Annotated in this window: 21 protein-coding genes; 12 read left to right on the top strand and 9 right to left on the bottom strand. The window is 42.6% G+C overall.

The annotated features are described in order from the left end of the window. Positions 1 to 13 precede the first annotated feature (13 nt). Entirely contained in the window at positions 14 to 424 is a 411-nt protein-coding gene (locus tag B9A91_RS21405; RefSeq protein WP_084241106.1) for a GtrA family protein, read from the bottom strand. A 78-nt stretch (positions 425 to 502) separates the two neighbouring features. On the opposite strand from B9A91_RS21405, the gene B9A91_RS21400 reads away from it, so the two are divergent. Next, positions 503 to 1825: a sensor histidine kinase gene (locus B9A91_RS21400; RefSeq protein ID WP_084241105.1), complete on the top strand. Its 1323-nt coding sequence runs from the start codon at positions 503 to 505 to the stop codon at positions 1823 to 1825. Here the strand turns inward: B9A91_RS21400 and B9A91_RS21395 are convergent. Both B9A91_RS21395 and B9A91_RS21390 read right to left on the bottom strand, forming a co-directional pair. Then, the gene (locus B9A91_RS21395) at positions 1822 to 2508 is read right to left on the bottom strand and encodes an MCP four helix bundle domain-containing protein (RefSeq protein ID WP_084241104.1); all 687 of its coding nucleotides are present in this window, start codon (positions 2506 to 2508) and stop codon (positions 1822 to 1824) included. The two genes, B9A91_RS21400 and B9A91_RS21395, sit on opposite strands and share 4 nt — an antisense overlap. A 19-nt stretch (positions 2509 to 2527) precedes the next feature. Next, the gene (locus B9A91_RS21390; protein ID WP_084241103.1) at positions 2528 to 3970 is read right to left on the bottom strand and encodes an ATP-dependent DNA helicase; all 1443 of its coding nucleotides are present in this window, start codon (positions 3968 to 3970) and stop codon (positions 2528 to 2530) included. A 52-nt stretch (positions 3971 to 4022) separates the two neighbouring features. Between B9A91_RS21390 and B9A91_RS21385 the strand changes: the two genes are divergently transcribed. From B9A91_RS21385 to coaD, 3 genes are read left to right on the top strand one after another with little or no spacing between them, the layout of a single operon-like run. Then, complete coding sequence (locus B9A91_RS21385; RefSeq protein ID WP_084241102.1) at positions 4023 to 4853, top strand: DUF3822 family protein; 831 nt, start codon at positions 4023 to 4025, stop codon at positions 4851 to 4853. Beyond that, complete coding sequence (locus tag B9A91_RS21380) at positions 4844 to 5383, top strand: RsmD family RNA methyltransferase (protein ID WP_084241101.1); 540 nt, start codon at positions 4844 to 4846, stop codon at positions 5381 to 5383. Before B9A91_RS21385 ends, B9A91_RS21380 begins: the two co-directional genes overlap by 10 nt. 12 nt (positions 5384 to 5395) lie before the next feature. After that, positions 5396 to 5857, top strand: a complete 462-nt coding sequence (coaD, locus tag B9A91_RS21375) for a pantetheine-phosphate adenylyltransferase (protein WP_084241100.1) — start codon at positions 5396 to 5398, stop codon at positions 5855 to 5857. On the opposite strand, the gene B9A91_RS21370 is transcribed toward coaD, so the two are convergent. Next, positions 5852 to 6478: an NUDIX hydrolase gene (locus B9A91_RS21370; RefSeq protein WP_235012637.1), complete on the bottom strand. Its 627-nt coding sequence runs from the start codon at positions 6476 to 6478 to the stop codon at positions 5852 to 5854. The genes coaD and B9A91_RS21370 overlap by 6 nt on opposite strands. Positions 6479 to 6584: 106 nt before the next feature. Next, positions 6585 to 7448 carry a sigma-70 family RNA polymerase sigma factor gene (locus B9A91_RS21365; protein ID WP_084241098.1) on the bottom strand — a complete coding sequence of 288 codons (864 nt, stop codon included), beginning with the start codon at positions 7446 to 7448 and terminating at the stop codon, positions 6585 to 6587. Positions 7449 to 7807: 359 nt separating this feature from the next. Here B9A91_RS21365 and pyrE point away from each other — a divergent pair, with 359 nt between their 5' ends. From pyrE to B9A91_RS21350, 3 genes are all read left to right on the top strand, one after another. Then, the gene (pyrE, locus tag B9A91_RS21360) at positions 7808 to 8467 is read left to right on the top strand and encodes an orotate phosphoribosyltransferase (RefSeq protein WP_084241097.1); all 660 of its coding nucleotides are present in this window, start codon (positions 7808 to 7810) and stop codon (positions 8465 to 8467) included. A gap of 6 nt (positions 8468 to 8473) precedes the next feature. Continuing rightward, positions 8474 to 8872, top strand: coding sequence for an SRPBCC family protein (locus B9A91_RS21355; RefSeq protein WP_084241096.1), 399 nt, complete (start codon positions 8474 to 8476; stop codon positions 8870 to 8872). Between the two features lie 82 nt (positions 8873 to 8954). After that, positions 8955 to 10823, top strand: a complete 1869-nt coding sequence (locus B9A91_RS21350) for a heparinase II/III domain-containing protein (RefSeq protein WP_084241095.1) — start codon at positions 8955 to 8957, stop codon at positions 10821 to 10823. Here the strand turns inward: B9A91_RS21350 and B9A91_RS21345 are convergent. Both B9A91_RS21345 and B9A91_RS21340 read right to left on the bottom strand, forming a co-directional pair. Next, positions 10818 to 12029 (bottom strand): MFS transporter, encoded by a 1212-nt coding sequence (locus B9A91_RS21345; protein WP_084241094.1) that lies wholly within the window; start codon positions 12027 to 12029, stop codon positions 10818 to 10820. The genes B9A91_RS21350 and B9A91_RS21345 overlap by 6 nt on opposite strands. Positions 12030 to 12035: 6 nt before the next feature. Continuing rightward, positions 12036 to 12380 carry a DUF1801 domain-containing protein gene (locus B9A91_RS21340; RefSeq protein WP_084241093.1) on the bottom strand — a complete coding sequence of 115 codons (345 nt, stop codon included), beginning with the start codon at positions 12378 to 12380 and terminating at the stop codon, positions 12036 to 12038. Between the two features lie 353 nt (positions 12381 to 12733). Between B9A91_RS21340 and clpB the strand changes: the two genes are divergently transcribed. Together clpB and B9A91_RS21330 are read left to right on the top strand one after the other, a co-directional pair. Beyond that, positions 12734 to 15328, top strand: coding sequence for an ATP-dependent chaperone ClpB (gene clpB, locus B9A91_RS21335; protein WP_084241092.1), 2595 nt, complete (start codon positions 12734 to 12736; stop codon positions 15326 to 15328). Positions 15329 to 15483: 155 nt separating this feature from the next. Next, complete coding sequence (locus B9A91_RS21330) at positions 15484 to 17769, top strand: glycosyltransferase family 4 protein (protein ID WP_084241091.1); 2286 nt, start codon at positions 15484 to 15486, stop codon at positions 17767 to 17769. A gap of 2 nt (positions 17770 to 17771) precedes the next feature. On the opposite strand, the gene B9A91_RS21325 is transcribed toward B9A91_RS21330, so the two are convergent. After that, on the bottom strand, positions 17772 to 19259 hold the full coding sequence (locus B9A91_RS21325; protein ID WP_084241090.1) for a glycoside hydrolase family 130 protein: 1488 nt from the start codon (positions 19257 to 19259) through the stop codon (positions 17772 to 17774). A 380-nt stretch (positions 19260 to 19639) separates the two neighbouring features. Between B9A91_RS21325 and B9A91_RS21320 the strand changes: the two genes are divergently transcribed. Further along, the gene (locus B9A91_RS21320; protein WP_084241089.1) at positions 19640 to 20245 is read left to right on the top strand and encodes an outer membrane beta-barrel protein; all 606 of its coding nucleotides are present in this window, start codon (positions 19640 to 19642) and stop codon (positions 20243 to 20245) included. 77 nt (positions 20246 to 20322) lie between these two features. On the opposite strand, the gene B9A91_RS21315 is transcribed toward B9A91_RS21320, so the two are convergent. After that, positions 20323 to 22836: a S9 family peptidase gene (locus B9A91_RS21315; RefSeq protein WP_084241088.1), complete on the bottom strand. Its 2514-nt coding sequence runs from the start codon at positions 22834 to 22836 to the stop codon at positions 20323 to 20325. 129 nt (positions 22837 to 22965) lie between these two features. Between B9A91_RS21315 and B9A91_RS21310 the strand changes: the two genes are divergently transcribed. Together B9A91_RS21310 and B9A91_RS21305 are read left to right on the top strand one after the other, a co-directional pair. After that, on the top strand, positions 22966 to 23865 hold the full coding sequence (locus B9A91_RS21310) for a polysaccharide deacetylase family protein (RefSeq protein WP_084241087.1): 900 nt from the start codon (positions 22966 to 22968) through the stop codon (positions 23863 to 23865). Between the two features lie 26 nt (positions 23866 to 23891). Beyond that, entirely contained in the window at positions 23892 to 24752 is an 861-nt protein-coding gene (locus tag B9A91_RS21305) for a polysaccharide deacetylase family protein (RefSeq protein WP_084241086.1), read from the top strand. Position 24753 lies beyond the last annotated feature (1 nt).

Genomic DNA, 24753 nt, shown 5'->3' with positions numbered 1-24753 from the left:
ATGAAAAGGCTTATCAGGTTGCAAAAGTATAAAGGTAGTTGGCAAAAAAGTTCCATAACGACACGATTACAATGGCACAGCCTTTGGCAACATAGAAATTCCATTTCAGCTTATCGTTCAGCAGATAGATCAGAATATTGCTTAGGGCCAACCCTACCAGGCAGATCATGAAATATTTTCCGAATTGCATCATAGTGGCCGCATCATGCCGGCCAAAAGTCCACAACCTGTTCAACTGATAATTGGTTGCTGTAGCAATGCTGAAGCCTAGTGAACTGGAAACATATTTATGGATCTTTAATTTTTCCTTGCAGATATAGGTAATGCTGAAATCGACAATAAGCCCCACGAATCCTACCAGGCCAAATTTTAAAAGCTTTAAAAAAAACGCATAGTTAAACTCGGTGGCTGCTATCGTGATCATAGTTATTACTTTCAGCAAAAGTAATATAAAATCGTACAAATCATTTCCTTTCGTTATTTTTACTAGCAAATTCACCACTTGCTTAGTTTTTATACATACCAAACGCCCAACCAATATGCCCAGGCCTTTAAGGAGGCCTATAGCATTATTAACGTTAAACAGGTAAGGGTTTTAAGCAGTATTTACTTTTTTGTTTCGGCTACGGTAAGGCTGCTTTCATTGCTCAGCTATGAAGGCTTATCATCAATGGCCAACTACTCGGAATACAGCTTTAACAACTGGCTAACCATAACAGGCTCACTGGGCTTTCTATTGTTGAGTAACCATGCCTTAAAAAGTGGCCGCTGGACTACAACAAGCAGAAATATACTGATTGTTACCTGCTGCTGTTTTATCCTGACCACCACATTTGCCGTCAGTTATATTTTTTCCCTGCATAACCCAAAGAATACCCTGGCCGTATTTCTTATAGGAATTATGATGGTTTCCTTGTTTTTTGCACTGGAAGTAAAGCAGATCATCATCCTTTCGCTTTATGTGTTCCTTTTATTTGGCCTTACCCTGGTACTGCCTGGATTAAACCTGACAGACCAGGTGTTCAATTTTATGGCTGCGTTTATACTGGTTGTGGCACTATATACCTTTTCCAGGTATAGTTATTATTTTAAATCCAAACACTTCACCCGTTTAAAACAACTGGAAGAAAGAAACCTGGAAGTGCAGCTGCTCAATCGTCAAAAAAGCGAGATCCTTGGCTTTGTAGCGCACGATCTCAGAAACCCGCTCAACAATATTGAGGCACTCACAAGGATTGTACTCGAAGAAAGTCAGCAGCAGAACAATACGGAAATACAGCTTATTCTGAGTTCAACGCGCCAGGCTAAGCATATTATTGATGATTTGCTCGAAATTGCCCAGAACAACAAGGCCCCTTTCCAGCTGCAGACCACCAACATCATTACTTTTATGAACAATATCTGTAGCAACTGGCAAAAGAACCTCAATAACGAGCGTAGGATTGTTTTCAGCTGCAATGAGCAGGAATTGACCTCTGCGGTAAATCCTTCCAAACTTACCCGGGTAATAGACAACCTGATTGGGAATGGCTTAAAATTTTCGAATTCCGAAAGTCCAATTAACATTGAAGTGCGTAAATCCGCTGATGCCTGCATCATCCGGGTTACTGATTTTGGGATAGGGATTCCAGCTCACCTTCAACAGCTACTCTTTGATCAGTTCTCCAAAGCCGGCCGACCCGGACTTAAAGGTGAAAAATCAATAGGACTTGGTTTACACATCTCCAGGCAGATCATTGAACAACACGGCGGCTCATTAACTGTAGACAGCCAGGAAAACCAGGGAACCACCTTCCAGATTACGTTGCCTTTTATTGCCGCTTAATTCAGGTTAAACTTATCATTACTGATTTTCACTACATTAGAGGTAAATACAATACCAACAATCAATATCCCGATTACAATGGCCAGTACGACCTGAAAGGCCGAGTAAATCTTATTGCCGGATACCATAAAGGCTGAATCCTTGATCAGCTCCTCACCCACCTGCTTTTGAATGTTCATCAGCTCAGAAAGTTTTTTGATGGTCGTTCTGGAAGATTCACGCCCCTCTGTTTCATAAAGCACCCTTGCTGCTGCAAGCCCCTGGACCTTTGCAGCAGCAAGGATTTTATGTTCTACCTCTACTGTACTGCCAAGCCCATTTTTTAAATGTATCAGCTGCTCCTTTTCCTGCTTCACCAGTAAGGTCTTGCTGTATTTCTGTATCAATGAATCTATAGAGGTATTCAGTGCGGCCAGCTGCGCCTGTAACTTGTCGACACTAAACAGGTGTTCCGGCTCGTATAAAGCATCCTCAAACAACGACTTTTTCAGGTAGGCCTTTTCAGCTACATAAAACAAATCTGCTGCCGGGATCAACCGATCGTTATACATCGATACAAAGGATTCGTTCATGCTTTTCACACTCTTATCTTCTAAAAACCTGATCAGTAAGGTACAAGCCATGATACAAAACAACAGTACCGCAATTTTCATTTTTTGTTTAACAGAGTATGCAAATCTCATAACAAATATCAATTTAAGGTTAAAACTGTTCTTCTGCTGGAGCAGAAAATAGTTTAGCCGCAAAATTTACTAAAAATAATTCTCTTCTGGCTCTTGTTACTCCGGTATATAGCCATCTTAAAAAATCCATGTCTACCATTTCATCGGTTAGATAGCCTTGGTCCACAAATACAGCATCCCATTGCCCGCCCTGCGCTTTATGGCAGGTAACGGCATAAGCAAACTTGATCTGCAATGCATTGTAATAAGGATCTTCCTTAATTGCATTGTACCTTTCCCGCTTATTTTTGATGTGCTCATAATCTATATTTAACTGTTCAAAAAGCTGATTGTTTTGCTCATAGGACAAATTGGGTGCATCAATCGTAAGTGTATCCAGCATCACCTTGCAGGTAATCGCACCAAGTTCCTGAAAATCAATAAATTCAAGCTGCACTTCGGCAAAACGCAAACCATACCGCTCTTCGGTTTTTCTTACCCGGACAATCCTGGCCATATCACCATTTGCAATAAAGGCTGCCGATTCGTTTTCAGGAAGCCAGAAATAATTGTTCCGCACTACCATAATCTGATCGCCTCCTGTTAGCTCCTCTTCTCGGTAAAGCAACCTGGCCCTGATCTGCTGGTTGTATACATTTGCCGATTTATTAGATCTGCAAACCACCAGGCAGTTTTCAATGCCAAATTTACCATAAGCATATTCCAACCCCTCTACCAGCTTTAAACCGGTCATCCTGAAAATATCCTTATAGGTTTTGGTCATGAATTTCGGCAATGCGATTTTACCTTCTTCATCTTTTTCCAGCGCACTGATCATCCTGCGCAGCATGGTGGCATTGGCCAGGATACCCGATTTCTTCTCCTGTCTTACCACTTCTTTAAGCTCAATCGCCATCACCTGTTTGCCAAAGTTTGATGCGATATAAGCTTTGTTTAATGCCGGACTTTCAATACTGCCAACCGGCGGCAACTGTGCGGTGTCGCCCACAAAGACCACTGCACAATTCTTACCATTGTATGCAAATTCGATCAGATCTTTTAAAAATGAGGATCCTGTATGTGAAATCCATTCATCTGCAATCATAGATGCTTCATCTACAATAAACAGGGTATGCTCCGCAAGATTAGGCGCCAGCTGAAAAGACAGGTCCGTACCAACAGCAGCACGTTTTCTATATATTTTTTTATGGATGGTAAGCGCTTTTTTACCGGTATAATTGCCCATTACCTTTGCCGCCCTTCCTGTTGGTGCCAGCAATACCGAACGCACTTTAAACTGTGGCAATGCTTTTACCAGCGCTGCTACAGAGGTGGTTTTTCCCGTCCCTGCATACCCCCTTAATATGAAGCACTGATCATTCAGCCCCCGGGATAAAAAAGACGCCATTTCCCTGCAAAAATCAAGCTGTTCTGCTGTGGGTACGAATTCGTAAGAAGCCTGTATTATTGCCGCTTTATCCATTTAGCAAATATGCGATGGTGATGTTATAGAAAAAAGGATTAATTTTGCTAATATGGATAATAAAAACAGCATACTATTAGTTGATCCGGAATTTGACCCAAATACGGCAGAAGATTGCGATCTGTTGATGAAAATAACACCAGATAGCCTGTCGTACGCAATCATTGATAAAAACAGCAAACAGCTAAAAGCCGTATACGATGAGCAGGAATGTGCAGACATTCCGCAAACCTTATCCGGCAGGCTTAAAAACGATAGCTATTTAGGGTTGCCTTTTAAAGAGATCAAAGCTGCCGTATATACCGAGAACTCCATAAATATCCCTAACGAGCTATTCAATGTACAGGAATTGGACCAGTATGCAAAATTCTTTACTGAAGAACAATCTGCTAATTTATATAGCAGGCCTTTCAGTACCTTTGGCCTGACTTCCATTTTTACGCTGCAGCAATTTATTGAAGATACCCTGACAAGTTCTTTAAACAATTACAAACTTTATGCACAAAATGCATCGGTTTTGACCTTGGCCGCACAACACAGTAACCAGGCCCTGGTACTTGATTTTACTGCTACTTCTTTTAATGCAGCTTATACCCTAAATGCCAAACTCATTTTTCAGCATTATTACCAGACAGATCATGCAGAAGAGTTTAATTATTATTTACTGCTCATCATTAGCCAGCTCAATATCAACACCAGCGACGCCCGGGTATACCTGAGCGGAATTATAAACGAGGGAGATGCATATTATCAGTGTGTGCAAAAGTATTTTAACGACATCATGTTTAATTTACCACCTACAGGAGAAATTGACCAGAAAATTCTGGACGATATGCCTGCCCACTATTACAGCGGCCTGCTGGCAATCGATCTATGCGAATAATTGGAGGAAAATTAAAAGGCATCCGCTTTAATGCCCCCGTAAGTTTACCTGTGAGGCCTACCACTGACATGGCCAAAGAAGCACTTTTTAATATCCTTTACAATACATATGACTTCGGCAGCTGTGAGGCACTGGATCTTTTTTGCGGAACCGGGAACATCAGTATTGAATTTGCATCCAGGGGAATAAAAAAGGTTACTGCAGTAGACAAACATTCGGGCTGTGTTCATTGGGTAAAATCAATAGTTGACAAACACAAACTCACAGAAATCGAAGTACATAAGGCCGATGTCTTCAAATTCCTTGAACAACATCAGCAAAGTTATCAGCTCATTTTTGCAGATCCGCCCTATAACCTGCCAACCATACCTTTGATTCCTGAACTGGTAGCTAAAAATAACTTACTTACAGCTAACGGCTTATTAATAGTAGAACATCCATCTTTGCTAAAACTGAATGACAAGCCCGGCTATACAGAAACCAGACGGTATGGCAATTCATCATTCAGCTTTTTTGAAAAACAGCATTAATCCATTTACGTCATGAAGATTGCACTCTTTCCAGGTTCATTTGACCCCATCACCATTGCCCATGTAGACATATTGAAACGCGCATTGCCCTTATTTGATAAAATTGTGGTTGGCATAGGATTGAACAGTTCGAAACAGGGTTTTTTATCGGCAGAAAAAAGGGAGGAAATTGTCAGGACTGTATGCGCAGGCATCCCGTCCGTAGAGGTACGACTATATGAAGGCCTTACAGTAGATTTCTGCAGGACGATCAATGCAGCCTACATGGTAAGAGGTATCCGTTCCGTTGGCGATTTTGAATACGAAAGGGCTATTGCCCAGATCAATCAGACCATGATGCCCGAAATGGAAACCATCTTTATCCTGAGCAAGCCAGAATACTCCGCCATCAGCTCTACTATCGTACGGGATATTTTAAGAAATAATGGGGATGTAAGCAAATTTCTACCCCCGGAAGCCATAGCCCGCCTATAACACGCGTTGCTCCAAAAGCTCTGCGGCTTCCAGCACATCCATTATGGAAGGATAGGTATTGGCCAGCACGGGCGCTAGTTCTGTTTTGCTTAACCAGCTAGCTTTTGTAATGCCCTCCTCCTTTTGCGGGATCAATTTAGGTTCTCCTTTAACAGTCATGCTGTACCAGTTGGTCTTTTTCAGCACAATTTTGCTACCCAATGTATAAACATGATAAGTTTTACAAAGCTTATCCTCATTGTTCCAGATCTTTACACCGCATTCCTCCTCTACCTCCCGCTGCGCAGCTTCTTTCATTTTCTCCCCTTTTTCGACCTTGCCCTTAGGCAGGTCCCATTTTTTGTTCCTGAAAATAAACAGGTAATTGCCTTTGTTACTAGCCACTAATCCTCCCGCAGCTTTAATAATCAGGCAACTTTTCCTGATTTTTTTAAACAATGCTTTCGGGTCAGCGTCCAGCAGCAAATAGGTTTTACCAGTGGCTGCAGCCAGGGACTTGTAAAAGCCTGGGAAATTAAAATCAGCTACGTCTAGCTGTTCCATTTCTTCGGTGTATTCCGATAAGGAAGAAGTGATATATAAAGTATTGTCGTTAATATAAATTCTGTATGGTTTCATCATTTGCTCCCGGCATTAAAGGTTTAAAGTTCTGCGCAACAGGCAATCACCAAAAACCAGGTTTTAAAAGTACAGAATTACAGCACCTCTTTAAAATTTATCTGATAATTTATCGCAGGTATTCCTGCATCATTTGAATCTCTTTAATGCCGCGAAGTTGTTTCAGGGCATTTTTCTTTGCTCTTCTTATGGTTTCTGTACTTAACCCCAATAGCCTGGCAATATCATCTTCTAACAATGGAAAACCACCCTCAAGGCCAAAAGAAAGACTAAGCACACGCCGATGCCTCGGACTTAAGACTTTCATAATCAATTCAATATCAGCTTTAAATCCTTCTTTTTCCAGTTGCGTATCCGGTTCAAGTGTGTTGGGGTCTTTTAAAGTTACCTGCAAATGTTCTCCGCTTTCCGCCTCATAGGGCTGATCGAGCCAGCAGCCACAGACCGAACTTTGCAGGTAATCATAGGCCATATTTTCCGAAATATTCATAAACTTGATCAGCTCTTCTTTGGTTGGGCAGCGTTCCAGTTGCTGTTCAAGCTTGAGTGCAGCTTTTCCAAGGTTCTGAATTCCGTTAATCTGACTCAAGGGCAAACGGATCAAACGTTTATGGGCGCTTATACCCTCTAAAATAGTCTGCCGGATCCACCAGACTGCGTAAGAAATGAATTTGAAACCCCGACTTTCGTCAAAGCGTTCAGCAGCCCTCATCAAACCGATGTTTCCTTCTTCAATTAAATCTGCAAGTGGCAATCCCTGCATTTCATATTTTTTTGCAACCGATACCACAAACCGCAGGTTACAGTTGATCAGCCACTGCAAAGCAGCATGATCTCCATTTTTAATTTTGCGTGCCAGTGCAATTTCCTCATCTGCGCTGAGTAAAGGATATTCCGAAATATCCTTCAGATAACGTAGCAACGAATCCCGCCCCCTGGTGGTAATGGATCGTGCCATTTTTATTTTTTTCATGAGCTGTTTGAAAATTTAATTTTGCAGCCCAAAGTTCAACAGCCTGCATGAAAAAGCCTAGAACTCTGTTCATTACAGGAAGCTGTCCGGAATCACCTATTAAAAACAAAACAAAATTTCGAAACATACAAAAACAACGGCATCAAACAGAATTTTATATCGAAAGCGTTTTGTGAATTCTTTATAATACTGGTAATCAGGAGAAGATAAAAAACACCTTTTCTCCGCAATATTATTTAACGATCTTTGCGGGCATAGGTATAAATAATTAACAGCACTTTCCGCATTTCCACTTCAACCTTGATAACATTGTTGGAGTAGTGTTCGCACAAGTGTAAAGAATTCCGTAATTTTGCGTTATGTATAATAAAAGTGATATTGAATTAAAGGTAGCTGAATTTTTATTACAAATAAAAGCAATAAAGTTACAACCAAACAACCCGTTTACATGGGCTTCTGGTTGGAAATCTCCTATTTATTGTGACAATAGGATCACCCTATCCCATCCATCGGTAAGAACATACATCAGGCAAAAACTTTCGCAGCTGATCCAGGAAGAATTCGGATCTGTTGACCTGATCGCAGGTGTTGCCACTGCAGGTATTCCTCAGGGAGCCCTGGTAGCTCAGGAACTGGGCCTGCCATTTGCTTACGTAAGATCGAAAGCCAAAGAACATGGAACAGGAAGCCTGATAGAAGGTGAAATTATTGAAGGGCAACGTGTGGTGGTTATAGAGGACCTGATCTCTACCGGTAAAAGCAGCCTTCAGGCTGTTGAAGCCCTCAGAAATGCAGGGTTATCTGTTGCCGGACTGGTAGCCATATTTACCTATGGGTTCGATCAGGCCGACGAAAATTTTGCCGCAGCCAAATGTCGTTATGCCACACTTTCTAATTACAATACTTTAATTGAATACGCAGCAGAACATAGCTTCATTGCTCAGAAAGATGTAGATCTTTTAACAAAGTGGCGCAGAAACCCATCCGAATGGGGAAAAGAATTAGAGGAACTAACCTAACAGCAAATGACAGTTATTGAAAGCACTACAGCGATAGACCTGCCTGTAGAAAAAGTATATGACTTTCTGGCCGATCTGAACAATCACCAGCAACTCATGCCCGAAAATATCTACAACTGGTCTTCTACCGAAGATGAAGCCAGTTTTACTATACAAAACATGGCCAAACTTGCCATCAAAATTTCAAGCCGTACGGAGAACCGTGAACTAATAGCCGTACCTACCGAAAAAGCCCCTTTTGACGTGGAATTAAAATGGACGGTAGCCGATAATGGCAATGGAGGCACTATTGCTACACACACCATTTCCGCAGACTTGAACATGATGATGAAAATGCTTGCCGCCGGACCGCTGCAAAAACTGGCCGATCACCAGACTAAAAGATTAGCAGAAGTTCTGAAATAAGTATAAATTAACATATAAAAAAGCGTGCCGGGTAATCTTATCCTGCACGCTTTTTTGTATATTGATCGCAACCTTATCACAGATGAAAAAAATTTTTACCTTGATTCTTTCATTGCTGACATTTTGCCTTTATGCGCAAAACACCCTTGTCGGTAAAATGAATGTTCCAAACCATCCAAGGCTATTGCTCCTGCAGAATGAAGAAGAAAATATCCATCAAAGCCTCAAATCCAATCCCACACTACAAAAAGTACATATAAGTATACTCTCCAAGTGTGATAGTTTTTTAAAGCAGGCGCCAATAAAGCGAATCAAAATTGGCCGCCGCTTACTCGATAAATCCAGAACCTGTCTCCAGCGGGTCTTTTACCTCTCCTATGCCTGGCGCATGACCAGGCAGGAAAAATACCTGAAAAGGGCGGAACAGGAAATGCTTGCCGCCGCTGCTTTTGAAGACTGGAACCCCTCTCATTTCCTGGACGTAGCAGAAATGACCATGGCACTCGCCATTGGCTACGACTGGCTTTACAATGACTTACCCATAAATTCCCGCTCTAATATAAAAACAGCGCTCCTTACCAAAGGTCTTGAGCCTTCAATGTTAACCGGCAGCAATATGTTCTGGCTTACTGCAGCGCACAACTGGAACCAGGTTTGTAATGCCGGCCTTTCCTTTGCTGCAATTGCGTTATACGAAGATCAGCCCGAATTCTCCAATGCCATCATTAACCGGGCCATAGACAAACTTAACCTGCCTATGAAAGTTTATGAACCCGATGGTGCTTACCCCGAGGGATATGGCTACTGGAACTATGGCACCACGTTTAATGTTATGCTCATCAGCGCTTTCCAAAAAGCATTCCACACCGATTTTGGTCTGGGAGAAAAAGCTGGTTTCTTAAAAACTGCGGGCTATTTGCTCAACATGACCGGTCCCACAAGTCTGCCCTTTAACTATTTCGATTCAGGCAATAGTGCCGAGATCAACCCAGCCATGTTCTGGTTTGCTGCAAAGCTGAAAAACCCATCTCTATTGTTCAACGAGCTAAAGTACCTTAACAAAAACACCAATGCGCTCACCAACGACCGTCTTCTTCCTGCCCTGCTCATTTGGGGTAGCGGAATTCCATTGAACAAAATTCCTGCCCCACAAGAAAATATGTGGGTGGGAAAAGGTGTTAACCCGGTTGTGATGATGCGTAGCTCATGGACAGATCCGAATGCCTTGTATGTAGGCATTAAGGGTGGAAGCCCCTCCTTAAATCACGGACACATGGATGTAGGTTCTTTTGTAATGGAAGCAAATGGCGTACGCTGGGCAAGCGACTTTGGAATGCAGGGTTATGAATCCTTGGAGTCCAAGGGCGTAGATCTTTGGAACATGAAGCAAAATTCTCAGCGATGGCAGGTACTGAGGTATAACAATCTTTTCCACAACACCCTAAGTGTTAATAATGAATTTCAGCAGGTTGAGGGCACAGCCCCCATTATCAGCTGCGCTGATGATCCTTCCTATAGAAATGCAGTACTGGACATCAGTTCGGTCTATAAAAACCACCTCGCCAAAGCCCTCCGTGGGATTGCCATGGTAAACAACAGCTACGTGGTGATCCGGGATGAGCTGGAAAATAATGACAAACCTTCGGTTGTCCGCTGGGCTATGCTGACTACTGCAGAGGTTAAAATTATAGGTAAGAATGAGGCTGAACTCAAAAAAATGGGCAAAAAATTAATTCTTCGTGTTTTGGGGTCTGACCATGTTAACCTAAAAACCTGGTCTACCAATCCTACAACCGACTATGACGCCCCAAATCCCGGAACTGTAATGATCGGTTTTGAAACCTTTCTGCCTGCAAGATCTGTAAAAGCACTAACCGTACTGCTTATTCCGCAAGCATCCGAAAAACGAGTAGAAAACAACGTAAAACCACTAAAACAGTGGCCATTATAGCCGCATTCGTTTCATAACCACCAGAAAGCCTATGCCCGTAAGCAGCAAGACAACCGCGGTACCATACCACAAAATCTCAAATCCCCACTCTGCAGCTATCCTTGTGCCTACAAATGGTGAAAACACATGGGCCGCAGAAAAAGAAAGGGCATTGATTCCCATATAAGCACCTCGGTTTTTTAAAGAAGAACGCTGCAAAGTTACCGTAGCCATAAAAGGCATGGCCAGAATTTCAGAAATGCACAATACAAACATAGCCAGGTACAATACCCATATACCAACGGCCAGATTTAAGATCAGAAAGGAAAGTCCACAAAGTAAAACGCCTGACACAATTACTTCCCTCGCAGTCATTCTTTTCTCTGCAATATGAACCAGCATCATCTCCAGTAAAAACACCACCATACCGCTAAAAGCCAGGATCACTCCTATATCCGCTTCGCTCAGCTTATAAATTGTACGGTAATATAAAGGCAGGGTATTCAGCAATTGAAAAAAGCAAATGGCAAACACGCAACTCAGGATGCTGAAGGTTATAAAAAGGCCATCCCGGTATGGAGAACGTTCTGCTGCTCCGGTATTTAAAACAGGTTCTTCTTTCAGCGCTTTCTTCTCGTTCCCCTTGCGGTTTCTGAAATAAAGGAAAAACATCAAAGCCGATAAAAATGCAGCAACCGCATTGCCATAAAATAAAAAAGCATAGGAAACGGCAGCCAGGAAACCACCCAGGGCTGGACCAATAGAAAACCCCAGGTTCAGGGCCATACGGTTCAAGGAAAAGGAACGGATGACATTGTCCGGCTTAGCGTAGTAAGCAATAGAAACTGAATTTGCAGGCCTGAATGTTTCTGAAATGATGCTCAGCATAAACACTCCAATAGCCAGCTTTAAGACTGTAGTAAGCTCAGGAAGGAGAAAAAACATAGGAACCGTAAGGATTAGACTGTACAACTGTACTTTGAAGTGCCCGGCTTTGTCGGTCAACCAGCCTCCTAAAAATGAACCTGCCACGGCCCCTACACCAAAACAGCTTAATACCGTTCCGGTGTCTTCCAGACTAAAATGCAAATGATTAACCATGTAAACACCCAAAAAAGGGATGACCATCGCCCCGCTTCTGTTGATGAGCATAACCAGCGCCAACATCCACGCCGGGGCAGACAACCCTTTATAGGCATCCAGGTATAATCTGATAAATTCTTTCATCTTCTTTTAATATAAGGCCAATGCCTTGTTCAGTATGAGCCTGATCTTTTCTATGGGGAGGTCCTTTTGCGGATCAACCAATAAAATTTTCATCCTCGCCCGCTTTTCAACGATCAGATCGGGGTGATCGATCTTATTTCCATTGACAATCCCGATATAGGGCTGCAGGTGTTTTTTATGTATCCAGAGGTAACAAAACATCCTGCCCCGATAATAAAAAAAGGGGAGTTTATACTTCCATTCTGCTGTTATCTGCCTATCCTGCTTCAATATCAGATCCCTTAATGCCATAAGACAGCCTCTGAAAGGCTCATCCTGCTGCAAATAGAAATTTTCAAGAGGGGTTAACATCGGATGGATTAAAAAAACGGAAGTCTAAAGATCGGAAAATAATTTATGATAACCAGAAATTTATCGTTTTTGTTAAAGCAGTAACCAGCAGATTGAGCTGGAGCGTGCTTTACCCGGATTTCCGGTGGATCCTTCCTAACTGCGCCATGAGGCCAGGTCATATCCGATGATGTTTGCGGTAAGCATAAACGGATTACAAGGCGGCCAATCTTCAAAAGCCTGTAAGGCAGACATTTTTTCTTAACCAAGGCTTAACTATCAGTAATTTAGTCATAAAAAATTATAAACACCCGACAAAATTTCCGGTTTTAATCAAAAAACCAAGGCGGCATTTACTTTGTTTAAATACTGATATGAACTTCAACAACTTTACAATAAAAGCCCAGGAAGCAATTCAACAGGCTTCCGAAATAGCTCAGGGCAATCAGCAGCAAGCTATTGAAACAGCACACCTTTTAAAAGGTTTGCTGACTGTTGATGAAAATGTAGTTTCTTATGTTTTAAAGAAACTAAACGTAAACCTGAATGTACTGAACCAGCAGCTGGACGCTGAAATTGAAAGATTTCCTAAGGTTACGGGCAGTAGCCCCTATTTAACGTCCGGAAGCAATTCAGCCCTGCAAAAAGCACAGTCTTACCTGAAAGAATTTAAGGACGAGTTTGTGTCTGTAGAACATGTATTGCTTGGCCTGCTTTCAGTGAACGACAATACATCCAAATTTCTGAAAGACCAGGGTGTAACTGAAAAAGACCTGAAAAAAGCAATTATCGCTTTGCGTGGCGATAACCATGTAACCGGACAGAATGCCGAGGCTACTTATAATGCACTCAACAAGTATGCACGTAACCTGAATGAATATGCTGAATCGGGTAAGTTAGACCCCGTCATTGGGCGTGATGAAGAGATCAGGAGGGTAATACAAATTTTGTCGAGACGCACCAAGAATAACCCTATCCTGATTGGTGAACCTGGCGTTGGTAAAACAGCAATAGCCGAAGGCATTGCTTTCAGGATAATCAAAGGTGATGTGCCTACCAATCTGAAAACCAAAACGGTATATTCACTGGACATGGGTGCACTTATTGCTGGTGCAAAATATAAAGGTGAATTTGAGGAACGCTTAAAAGCGGTAGTTAAAGAGGTGACCCAAAGCGATGGCGATATCATTCTGTTCATCGATGAAATCCACACCCTGGTAGGTGCCGGTGGCGGTGAAGGTGCTATGGACGCAGCGAACATCCTTAAACCTGCCCTTGCCCGCGGTGAACTGCGTGCCATTGGTGCAACCACTTTAGATGAATACCAGAAGTATCTGGAAAAAGATAAAGCGTTGGAACGCCGTTTCCAGAAGGTAATGGTAGATGAGCCGGATACGCAGGATGCCATTTCTATTCTTCGCGGATTGAAGGAAAGGTATGAAACCCACCATAAGGTCAGAATTAAAGACGAGGCAATTATTGCAGCCGTTGAAATGTCGCAACGCTATATTGCCGACAGGTTTTTACCGGATAAAGCGATAGACTTAATGGATGAAGCAGCTTCCAAACTGCGTTTGGAGATGGACAGTGTACCTGAAAAAGTAGATGAGCTGAACCGAAGGATCATGCAGCTGGAAATTGAACGCGAAGCCATAAAAAGGGAAAATGATACCAAGAAAGTAAAATCACTTGCCGAAGAAATTGCCAACTTATCGGCCGAAAGGGACGAGATCAAAGCAAAATGGCAGGGAGAGAAAGATCTTGTGGATAACATCAATACCGAAATTGAGCAGATCGAAAATTACAAGCTCGAAGCCGATCAGGCCGAACGTGCGGGTGATTATGGAAAGGTAGCAGAGATACGATATGGTAAAATAAAAGAAGCTCAGGATAAAGTTGAAAAGCTGAAAACGCAGCTGGAAGCACAGCAGACTGAAGGCCGCATGCTGAAGGAAGAGGTAACTGCTGATGACATTGCAGGTGTGGTTGGCAGATGGACGGGTATACCGGTTACCAAACTGATCTCGAGCGAAAGGGAAAAACTGCTGAACCTGGAAACGGAACTGCACAAACGTGTAGCAGGACAAGACGAAGCCATAGAAGCTATATCAGATGCCATCCGCCGCTCAAGGGCAGGCTTGCAAGATAAACGCAAACCGATTGGTTCTTTTATATTCCTGGGTACGACAGGAGTGGGTAAAACTGAGCTGGCAAAGGCCCTGGCCGAATTCCTGTTCAACGATGAAAATGCAATGACGCGTATAGATATGAGCGAATATCAGGAACGTCACGCGGTTTCAAGATTAATTGGTGCCCCTCCAGGATATGTTGGCTATGATGAGGGTGGGCAGTTAACAGAAGCCGTACGCCGCAAGCCCTATTCGGTAGTCCTGCTGGATGAGATTGAAAAAGCACATCCGGATGTATTCAACATTTTGCTACAGGTACTGGACGACGGCCGCTTAACGGACAACAAGGGTCGTGTGGTGAATTTTAAAAACACCATTATCATCATGACCTCCAACATAGGCTCACACCTGATACAGGATAACTTTAAGTCGTTAAACGAGGAAAATCATGACGAAATATTAGCTAAAACCAAGAACGAGCTGTTTGAGTTGCTGAAACAAACCATCAGACCGGAATTTTTAAATCGGATTGATGAACTGATCATGTTTACGCCGCTGAACCGTAATGAACTGAGAGCTATTGTGAGCCTGCAGTTTAAACATGTACAGGATACGCTTGCCGAAATGGGCGTAGAGCTGGAGGCCTCTCCGGAAGCGCTTGACTGGCTGGCAGAACTGGGTTACGATCCGCAATTTGGAGCAAGGCCGTTGAAACGTGTAATACAGAAACGCATTTTGAACGAACTCTCTAAGGAAATCCTGGCCGGAAAGATAGATAAGGACAGCAAGATCAAACTGGATATGTTTGACCACAAATTTGTTTTCTTAAATAATAAATAATTAAAATTTCATAGTTTTTAAGCCTGCATCTTCAACAAAGATGCAGGCTTTCTATTTTTTGTTTAATTTTTATTGAATTTTCATAAATAAAATCAACACATCTAGAACAATTCCGGTTAAAGTTTGTTCTTATAGCTGTAAAGATTCCTTAACATATGAAAATCGCTTATATTTCTACTTATCCGCCACGTGAATGTGGCATTGCTACCTTTAACCACAACCTGCTTCGTGCAATTGGTTATGATAAAACGGCTGTGTCTGATGACAGTTATGTTGTAGCCATGAATGATTCCGATCATTTAGACGAATATGAGTACCCAAAAGAAGTGAAATACCGGATCCGGCAGGAAAACCAAAAAGATTACATCAGGGCGGCAGATTACATTAACACCAGTTTGGTCGATGCCTGCATTATGGAACATGAGTTTGGAATTTACGGTGGTGAACATGGGGTTTATATCCTCCCGCTGATTGCCCGGCTGCAAAAACCGCTCATTACGATTTTACATACAGTATTGAAAGATCCAAGCTATATGCAACTCACCATCATCAGGGAAATAGCCAAACATTCTTCGCGGATAGTGGTGATGAGCCACCGGGCAGTAGGCTTTTTAACCGGTGTATACGGTATTCCTTTTAATAAAATTCAGTTGATCGAACATGGGGTTCCTGATCTTGAGCCAAAAACCGAAAACCCCGTTAAAGGTTCTCTGCCTTTCAAGGGTAAAAAAGTGTTGTTTACTTTCGGACTGATTAGCAGGAACAAAGGACTTGAAACTGTAATTGAGGCGCTGCCTAAAATAGTGGAAAAGAATCCGGATGTAATGTATGTGGTGCTGGGCACTACCCATCCTGGCGTAATCCGCAGTTCGGGCGAGGAATATCGCGACAGCCTGAAAAGACTTGCACGTAAGCTGAATGTAGAAGAGAACGTTATTTTCATTAACAAATTTGTATCTGAGGAACAGCTGTTCGACTATCTTACGGCCTGCGATATGTATATTACCCCTTACCTGAACGAAGCCCAGATCACCAGTGGGACGCTTTCCTATGCCATAGGTGCCGGTGCTGCAGTGATATCTACCCCTTACTGGCATGCACAGGAGTTATTGGCAGATGACAGAGGAAGATTGTTTGATTTTAAGGATTCAGAAGCTTTGGCCACTATAGTAAATGAGCTTTTTGAAGATCAGGATAAATTAAATACCCTTAAAGCAAATGCTTATGAATATGGTATCCATTTGCGCTGGCCAAGTACCGGACAGGTATTTGTTGACCTGTTGGATGAAGCGATCACCAAGTCGCTCGCAGAAAAAGACAGTTCAGGCAAACAGATCATTGATCCTGATGCCATGCCGTCCTTTAGCCTTGCACATGTGCAGCGGCTCACAGATGATACTGGTATTGTACAGCATGCTAAATTTGGCATCCCTAACCTAAAAGAAGGTTATTGTGTGGATGACAATGCCAGGGCTTTGATCCTTGCTATTATGGCCTATCAACAGAATAAAAGCAAAGTTGCCCTTGAACTGCTCCCAGTTTACCTAAGTTACATTCAATATATGCAATGTGATGACGGAAATTTCAGGAATTTCCTGAGTTTTACCCGGGAATACCTTGATGAAGTGGGTTCCGAAGATTCTTTTGGCCGTACCATATGGTCACTCGGCTATCTGATCAACAATGCGCCAAATAATTCTTACCGTGAATTCGCACGCGAACTGTTTAGTAAATCAGTCCCTCATTTCCAGAAGCTGCAACATCTGCGGGGCATAGGGAATACCATGATTGGCTTGTCCAATTACTTAAAGGCTCATCCGGGTGACGATTATGTGAGAGAGCAGTTTGACCAGCTTGCTGAGCCCCTAAAGGCTGCATACCGTAAAAACAAGCGGAAAAACTGGCATTGGTTCGAAGAAAAAATGACCTACGATAATGGCATATTGCCGCTGGCTATGCTGTCGCATTACCAGTGCAGCAGGGACAAGGAATCATTGGAGATTGCCTTGGAAACCATGGAGTTCCTGAGCACTAAAACACTATCACACGGCTATTTAAACCCCGTAGGCAATGATGGCTGGCTATACAGGGACAACCAAAATGAAATGGCCTTGTATGACCAGCAGGCTATAGAAACCATGGCCATGGTGCTCATGTATTTTAAGGCCTACGAAATTACGCGAGACCTCAGCTATATCAAACAGATGTACGTGTGCTACCAATGGTTTTTAGGAGAAAACAGTTTGCACCTACCCTTATTTGATCATGAAACAAAAGGTTGCGGGGATGGCCTTCAACCACAAGGTGTAAACCGAAACCAGGGGGCTGAAAGCACACTTGCCTACTGGATTTCACACCTGGTAGTGCTTAAAGCACTCGAATATGAATACATCCAGAGTGGTGACCTGAGCAATTCTGTACAAAAGCAGGTGCTCAACTAAATTCACCTTGCTGAAGGCTCCCGTTTAAAAGTGGAGTTCTTCAGCTTCTCCAGCAGCAGGCCTATTTTTACTGCTGCAAAGGACGAACAATAGTCGGACAAGCCATAAGGTATAATCAGTTCATCATTATGGATAATAGAGCCACAGGAATACAGCACATTAGGCACATATCCCTCCCGCTCATCGGTATTAGGGATAACCAAAGGCTCATTTAAACGACCAACTTCAATAGAAGGATCATTGAGGTCGAACAGGCTTGCACCCAGGCAGTATCTACGCATTGGACCTACACCATGTGTAATGACCAGCCAGCCAGCCTCTGTTTCTATAGGAGAACCACAATTGCCGATCTGAATAAATTCCCATGGAAATTGCGGGGCCTGCAGTTTTACAGGATTGTCCCAAACTGTAAGCTTATCGGAATACATGAGGTAATTGTTCCAGCCGTCTATGCGGGACATCATGGCATACTTGCCATTTATTTTACGTGGAAAAAGTGCCAGGTTTTTATTTTGTGCGCCTATTCCGTGCAACGGGCTGATTTTAAAATCATAAAAATCGGTGGTCTGCAATAGCTTGGGCATAATCATAGCGCCATCAAATGCGGTGTAGGTGGCGTAAAAAATAATGCTGCCATCATCTTTCACAAAGCGGACAAACCTTGCATCTTCAATGCCTTTACGCTCAAATTCCGAGATTGGAAAGATGACCCGATCTGAAATATCGGTATCCGTGGAAAAACTGATCTCATGATAGGTATCAGAAAGCCACAGAATTTTATCATACTCCAGCTTTTTGAGGTCGTTTTCCTGCAGCGACTTACCGTCCAATATGATCTTACGAAGTGTAGCATAATCAAATTTATCTTCCAGCTTTAGTCCCACCTCGTCCAGTATCTCGATATCGATCCTGGAGTCTGCAGCCTTTTTCAGAAAGAGCTTTTTATTGTATACTGCATTTTTAATAACTTCAGCTTCATCTATATAATTTCCGACGGGGATCACAGTAATGTTATTGTCGCGATCGATCAGTGCTCTTCTGAACACAACAGAGGAAATATGTCCTTCCCCTACTGCCCTGAAGCTAATGATAAGCCGCTTCTCACCTTCTACCAGGTCCGACTGATCGGGATCTTCTACCACAGAAGGATTAAAAAAGGCTGCAGATTCTATAGAATATTCATGGGTAAAGTATGAACCCAACAGTAACTTCTGGTATTTATCGAGTGCTTCGAAGTCGTGTCCTGCTGTTTCTATACAGTGCTTAATCTTTTTACAATGACGCGTCAGGATCTTAGTAATGTTCCGGTGCCGCTTCGAGTACTCCTGAAGCAGGGGCGAGACCAGGCCAAATACTTCCTGATCAGAAAGTGCCATCACATGTTTTACCACCTCTACAGCCCGTTCATCGCCGTTAAAAAAAAATCTTGCTATTACCCGCTTCGGATCAGGGTATACTTTAATTGGTTTTCTTTCTATTGATAATCTCATGATAGCTATAACGCTTTAGATGGGTACAAAGATTTATGAATTTATAGTTTTTTTGGAAAAAACGGCAGCAAGCTGACAGGCTTTTGTCATAACGTATGCCAAAACAGACAAGATTTAAACTGACAATTTTACAAAAAAAGTCAAAAAGAATAAATAAAACCTGAAGAGATTTGTCATAATTCGGGTAAGATTGTCATCCCAAAATAATAAAGGACTGGCAGAAAAAAACTATTTACTTAGGAACTAGATGGTTATCAAAAAGGTTATTTTCGCATATAACAGGGCCGATTATGTTTGGCACAGGCATTGACTATATACCACAAATGGTCAGAATATAAAAATCAAAACTGGTCATATTATGAATTATAAAAAACAAAGAAATGAAAAAGTTATTATTATCATTAGTAGCAGTAGCAGGTATCGCATTTGGTACGCAAGCGCAAACAGAAAAAGGTAAATTTATTGTGGGTGGTACCGTAGGTTTAAACTCTACAAAGGAAGATGGTGCCGATAAAGCTGACTTCAGATTCGAAGTAAGTCCTTCTGTAGGTTATTTCGTAAGCGACAACTTTGCAGTAGGTACTGGTGTAGGTTATGCTTATGATAAAGCGGTAAGCCAAGGCTCTTTAACAAAAGGTTTCCAGGTTGCACCGTTTGGTCGTTACTATGTTGGTTTATCTGATCAATTCAAATTCTTTGGGCAATTAGCAGTACCTATGGTTTTTGGAAATATGAAAGATGTTGATGAAGTTACGGGTGATGTAGGTAATAAAACTGGTAGCGTGACTCAGATTGGTGTAAAATTAAGCCCTGGATTTGCTTTCTTTCCAACGAAAAGAGTAGGTATCGAAGTTTCTGTTGATGGCTTAGGTTACAATAACCTCAGCGTAAAAGACGAGCTAACCGGTATCAAAACAAAAACCAATTCATTTGGTTTAGACGCTAGCACCATCACTCCTAAATTAGGTGTAATGTTCCACTTCTAAGATGACCTTTACTTAAGATTTAAGTTTGATTAAAGAAAAGGCCTTTGCAGACTGCAAAGGCCTTTTCTTTGAGTCACTTATCGTTTCCGCTCTATTTCCCTGTCCATTTCCAGAATATTTACTTCTCCTGAAGACCGGTCGTCGCCAATCAGATATTTATTGAAATGATCTGCCAGTTTCCAGAAAGTATATTCCGTAAGCTCACCAAAGCCATGACGCTGTCCAGGTACCATCACCAACTCAAAACGTTTTCCAGCTTTCATCAGTGCATTGGCTACCCTGATGGTATTTGCAGGGTGCACATTATTGTCGATATCGCCTGTCATTAACATCAGGTGCCCCTTCAGGTTTCTGGCCAGATCCGGATTTTTGTCGATGCTGTAAGTAAAAGTGGTATCGCCTTTGGCAGACACCACCTCTTTTACCCCATGGTGTTTCTCGCTCCACCAGCGGTTGTAAATGCTGTTGTCATGGTTTCCGGCATTAGAAACTGCAACTTTAAAGAAATCAGGATATACCAGCATTGCGGCTGTTGACATGAAACCACCACCGGAATGGCCGGTTATGCCTACTTTAGTTACATCAATAAAAGAGTACCTGTCGGATAGTTGCTCTACTGCAGCCTTTTTATCTGCCAGTCCGTAATCCCGCAGGTTACCGTATCCATACGTATGGTACCATTTGGATCGGGCAGGGTTACCGCCACGGTTACCTACTGTGACCACAATATAACCAAACTGTGCCAGACGATCGGTCCTGTCCATGCTTTTACTGAAGGCTTTGTTTACCGCTTCTGTCTGCGGCCCGGGATATACGTACTCGATAACAGGATATTTTTTATTCGGGTCAAAATCAAAAGGCTTGTACATTACGCCGTAAATATCGGTCACCCCATCATCTGCTTTCACCCTAAAAGGTTCCGGAAATTTATAGCCTGTTGCCATTAACAAAGACAGATCGGCAGTTTCCAGGTTCATCACCACCCTGCCATTGTTGTCCATCAGTACCGATTTAGGCACAGTGTTTACCCTGGAAAAGTTATTGATAAAATATTTGGCTTCATCATTCATGTTGATGGCATGGTCAAAATCGCCGGGGTTCAGCAGTTTCATGCCCGAACCATCGAAATTGATACGGTACAAATGCAGGTAATAAGGGTCTTCTTTGGCTTCCCTCCCGTTCGCTGTAAAATAAAGGACACGATTCTTCTGATCTATATTTACAATTTCTTCGCAGTGGAAAGCACCCCTGGTAATCTGGTTCTTCAATTTGCCATTTCCATCGAACAGGTAAAAATGTGCCCAGCCATCGCGTTCCGACCAGTGGATCAACTCATTACCATCATTCACCAATCCTGGTCGGATTACTTCCACATAAGTGTTGAAACGCTCGTCTATCAGGGGTGTAACTGTGCCCGTATTGATATCAACCATACAAACGTCTATACGTTTTAAATCTCGGCTGGTGCGTTGAAAATATACTTTACTGTTATTTCCAAGCCAGATAGAGGGGCGGAATTCGTTATCGCGGTCTTTATTTTTTAAGGGGGCACCCCACACCGATACGGTCTGATCTTTAAATGCTGCAGTATTCAGTTTTTTATAACTTTTTGAAGCGAAGTTGAACAACAATATCTCTGTAATTGGCGATTCCTTTTCGCCTGGCATCTGGTACTTGTAGGTTTCGAGAGTTGGTCTGCCTGTTGCCACGTTATTGATTACCCATAGGTCTTTTACCTTACGGGAATCTGTCCGGTTAAGCACAAAATGTTTGGAATCGGGCGACCACATCACATAAGCCGGGCGTCTTTTTTTGTTGTTCTTTTCGTTCTCCTCATTATTTTCTCCATCGCCGTTGCTGCCATAAGGGTAAAATTTCACCCCATCCTTAGTGAGCTGATGTTCTACAATAGTGCTGTCCTCTTCATTTTTAACTGCTTTTTTATAGTTTTCCTTATCCATCCAGTAAAGGTTAAAATTACGGCTGAAAATGATTGCAGAGGAATCAGGCGCTACTGAGCCCCAGGAAGGTTTGGCTTTGGGTTTGGTATAATTAGGGATTTCGGTAAGCTTTGCTTTAGCCAGGTCGTAATTGAAATAAAAGACCTTCTTTTGCATAGAATCGGCTGCTTTTTTGTCTTTTCTGTCTTTTTTTAGTTCATCTACGGTACTTCTCACCTCAAAAGTAAGCTGTTTTTCATCGGCCGAGAATTTTAGGTTTTCCAGCGGTAGATGCTGGGCATCAAAGGGATCGCGGATGGTGTTGGTGATTTCTGCAGCAAGCTTGGCATTGTCAAACAGCTTCTTTTTGCTTTTGGCGGCAGGGTCTACCAGGTACCACTCCTTTCCCGCTGGTGTTTCGTACTCGTACCAAAAACGGTTGCTCAGCTTCAGCCAATGTGGATCTACCGCTAAAGAATACACCATTTTGCGAAGTTTATTTGGCGAAAACCTGGATGCTGCCTGGTAGTTAGCACGGGGTGCAACAGCCTGTGTTTCGGTTATCGTAAATGTTTTGGTTTGCGCAAAGGCATCTTGGCCGGCACAAAACATGGAAAAGGCCAGTGCAAGCGGCAGGTAAAGTTTGTTCATTATGAATTGGATATAAATTAATCAGCTAAAAATATTGATTAATACATTCCATGGTAGAAAATTATTGTAATAAATGCGATAGTTACCATTTATTGATTTGATTTTTTAGTTTTGTACCAAATACCTCATATGAAAGCTTACTTTTTACCTCTAGTGGCCGCAGCAGTAATTTTTACTGCCGGATGCCAGTCAAAATCTCAAACCAATGGTGATCAGGCCAATGCCAAAGACAGCGCTAATGTAACTACCACTGAAACAGCACCTGCCGCAGATGGCGGACAGGCTACCCCTGTTGATGTGTCTAAAATAAAAGTGGCGGATGCAAAAACCATCCTGGCCCGCAAGCAGGTGCCGATATTATGCTACCACCAGGTGCGCAACTGGAAACCCACAGACGGTAAAGTAGGCAAAGATTATATTGTTGAGATCCAGAATTTCAAAGACCAGATCAAGATGCTGGCCGACAGTGGTTACCACTCGATTTTACCAGACCAGCTGTATGCCTACTTAAATACCGGCGCACCCCTGCCTCCTAAGCCCATCATGTTTACCTTCGACGATACTGATATGGACCAGTTTACGGTAGCTGCACCAACTTTAAAAAAGTATGGTTATAAGGCAGTTTATTTTATCATGACCGTATCTATAGGCAAGAAAGGTAAGTTTGTAGATTATATGACTAAGGAGCAGATCAAACAGCTTTCTGATGAGGGCAATGTAATTGGCAGTCATACTTACGACCATAAAAACTTCAAAAAATATCAGGGCAAGGACTGGGAGGAACAACTGGATAAGCCAACAAAAAAACTGGAAGAGATTACCGGCAAAAAAATGACGGAATTTGCCTATCCTTTTGGTTTATGGAATGCAGAGGGCATCCCACAGTTAAAGAAACGCGGTTTCAGAATGGCCTTTTCACTGGCCGACAAACGCGACCAGAACGACCCCTTGTTTACCGTAAGACGGATCATTGCCAGCGGCTACTGGAGCCCTAAAACCCTGCACAACAGCATCGTAAAAAGCTTTTAATACCTCCAGGATGCTCTCATCTGAAAATGAAACACATATTTTTCGCAATTATCACGGCAGCAGGCCTAATGCTTGCTGCCTGTACCAATACCATTAAAGTCGGCATAGATAAAAACAGTATACAGGACGGTACGACTACTGAAACAGCTGCTGCAAATGTTGAGGGAGGTGCAAAAAAAGAAGCCACCGCAGCCGAAATTTTAAGTAAAAAGGAAGTACCGGTACTTTGTTACCATCAGATCAGGGATTGGAAGGCCTCTGATTCCAAACGTGCGCATGACGACATTATGCCCCCGGCCAAATTTGCAGCGCACATGAAAATGCTGGCCGATAGTGGTTACCATACCATCCTGCCCGACCAGCTCTATGATTACCTGAACAATGGTGCCACCCTGCCAGAGAAGCCCATTATGATTACTTTTGACGATACCGATCTGGATCAGTATACCGTGGGGGCAAAAGAGCTAAAGAAGCATGGTTTTAAAGGCGTGTATTTTATCATGACAGTATCAATAGGCCGGCCAAGGTACATGAGCAAAGCCCAGATCAGAGAACTGTCTGATGAAGGGCATGTCATTGCCAGCCATACCTGGAACCACAAGAATTTTGCGCAGTTTACGGATGAGGACTGGGAAATCCAGATCGACAAGCCCAATAAAACCCTTGAAGCTATAACTGGTAAAAAGGTTGAATATTTCGCCTATCCTTATGGTGTGTTTAAAGCAGCCAACCTGCCTAAATTAAAGGAACATGGTTTTAAAGCTGCTTTTATCCTGTCTACCAAAAGGGATGAAAACTACCCGATGTACACCATCAGGCGCATCATAGATCCTGGAAACTATACGGCCAGAAACCTGTACAACAGCATCAATAAGAGCTTCAAATAAT

Origin of the sequence: Pedobacter africanus, assembly GCF_900176535.1 — a bacterium.
Classification (GTDB): domain Bacteria; phylum Bacteroidota; class Bacteroidia; order Sphingobacteriales; family Sphingobacteriaceae; genus Pedobacter; species Pedobacter africanus.
Note: the sequence above shows the minus strand (reverse complement) of the source record. Positions and strands in the feature narration are given on the sequence as shown.

Coding starts and splice junctions, on each gene's coding strand:
- B9A91_RS21405 (WP_084241106.1), bottom strand. CDS start 424: ATGATCACGATAGCAGCCACCGAGTTTAACTATGCGTTTTTTTTAAAG.
- B9A91_RS21395 (WP_084241104.1), bottom strand. CDS start 2,508: ATGAGATTTGCATACTCTGTTAAACAAAAAATGAAAATTGCGGTACTG.
- B9A91_RS21390 (WP_084241103.1), bottom strand. CDS start 3,970: ATGGATAAAGCGGCAATAATACAGGCTTCTTACGAATTCGTACCCACA.
- B9A91_RS21385 (WP_084241102.1), top strand. CDS start 4,023: ATGGATAATAAAAACAGCATACTATTAGTTGATCCGGAATTTGACCCA.
- B9A91_RS21380 (WP_084241101.1), top strand. CDS start 4,844: ATGCGAATAATTGGAGGAAAATTAAAAGGCATCCGCTTTAATGCCCCC.
- coaD (WP_084241100.1), top strand. CDS start 5,396: ATGAAGATTGCACTCTTTCCAGGTTCATTTGACCCCATCACCATTGCC.
- B9A91_RS21370 (WP_235012637.1), bottom strand. CDS start 6,478: ATGATGAAACCATACAGAATTTATATTAACGACAATACTTTATATATC.
- B9A91_RS21365 (WP_084241098.1), bottom strand. CDS start 7,448: ATGAAAAAAATAAAAATGGCACGATCCATTACCACCAGGGGGCGGGAT.
- pyrE (WP_084241097.1), top strand. CDS start 7,808: ATGTATAATAAAAGTGATATTGAATTAAAGGTAGCTGAATTTTTATTA.
- B9A91_RS21355 (WP_084241096.1), top strand. CDS start 8,474: ATGACAGTTATTGAAAGCACTACAGCGATAGACCTGCCTGTAGAAAAA.
- B9A91_RS21350 (WP_084241095.1), top strand. CDS start 8,955: ATGAAAAAAATTTTTACCTTGATTCTTTCATTGCTGACATTTTGCCTT.
- B9A91_RS21345 (WP_084241094.1), bottom strand. CDS start 12,029: ATGAAAGAATTTATCAGATTATACCTGGATGCCTATAAAGGGTTGTCT.
- B9A91_RS21340 (WP_084241093.1), bottom strand. CDS start 12,380: ATGTTAACCCCTCTTGAAAATTTCTATTTGCAGCAGGATGAGCCTTTC.
- clpB (WP_084241092.1), top strand. CDS start 12,734: ATGAACTTCAACAACTTTACAATAAAAGCCCAGGAAGCAATTCAACAG.
- B9A91_RS21330 (WP_084241091.1), top strand. CDS start 15,484: ATGAAAATCGCTTATATTTCTACTTATCCGCCACGTGAATGTGGCATT.
- B9A91_RS21325 (WP_084241090.1), bottom strand. CDS start 19,259: ATGAGATTATCAATAGAAAGAAAACCAATTAAAGTATACCCTGATCCG.
- B9A91_RS21320 (WP_084241089.1), top strand. CDS start 19,640: ATGAAAAAGTTATTATTATCATTAGTAGCAGTAGCAGGTATCGCATTT.
- B9A91_RS21315 (WP_084241088.1), bottom strand. CDS start 22,836: ATGAACAAACTTTACCTGCCGCTTGCACTGGCCTTTTCCATGTTTTGT.
- B9A91_RS21310 (WP_084241087.1), top strand. CDS start 22,966: ATGAAAGCTTACTTTTTACCTCTAGTGGCCGCAGCAGTAATTTTTACT.
- B9A91_RS21305 (WP_084241086.1), top strand. CDS start 23,892: ATGAAACACATATTTTTCGCAATTATCACGGCAGCAGGCCTAATGCTT.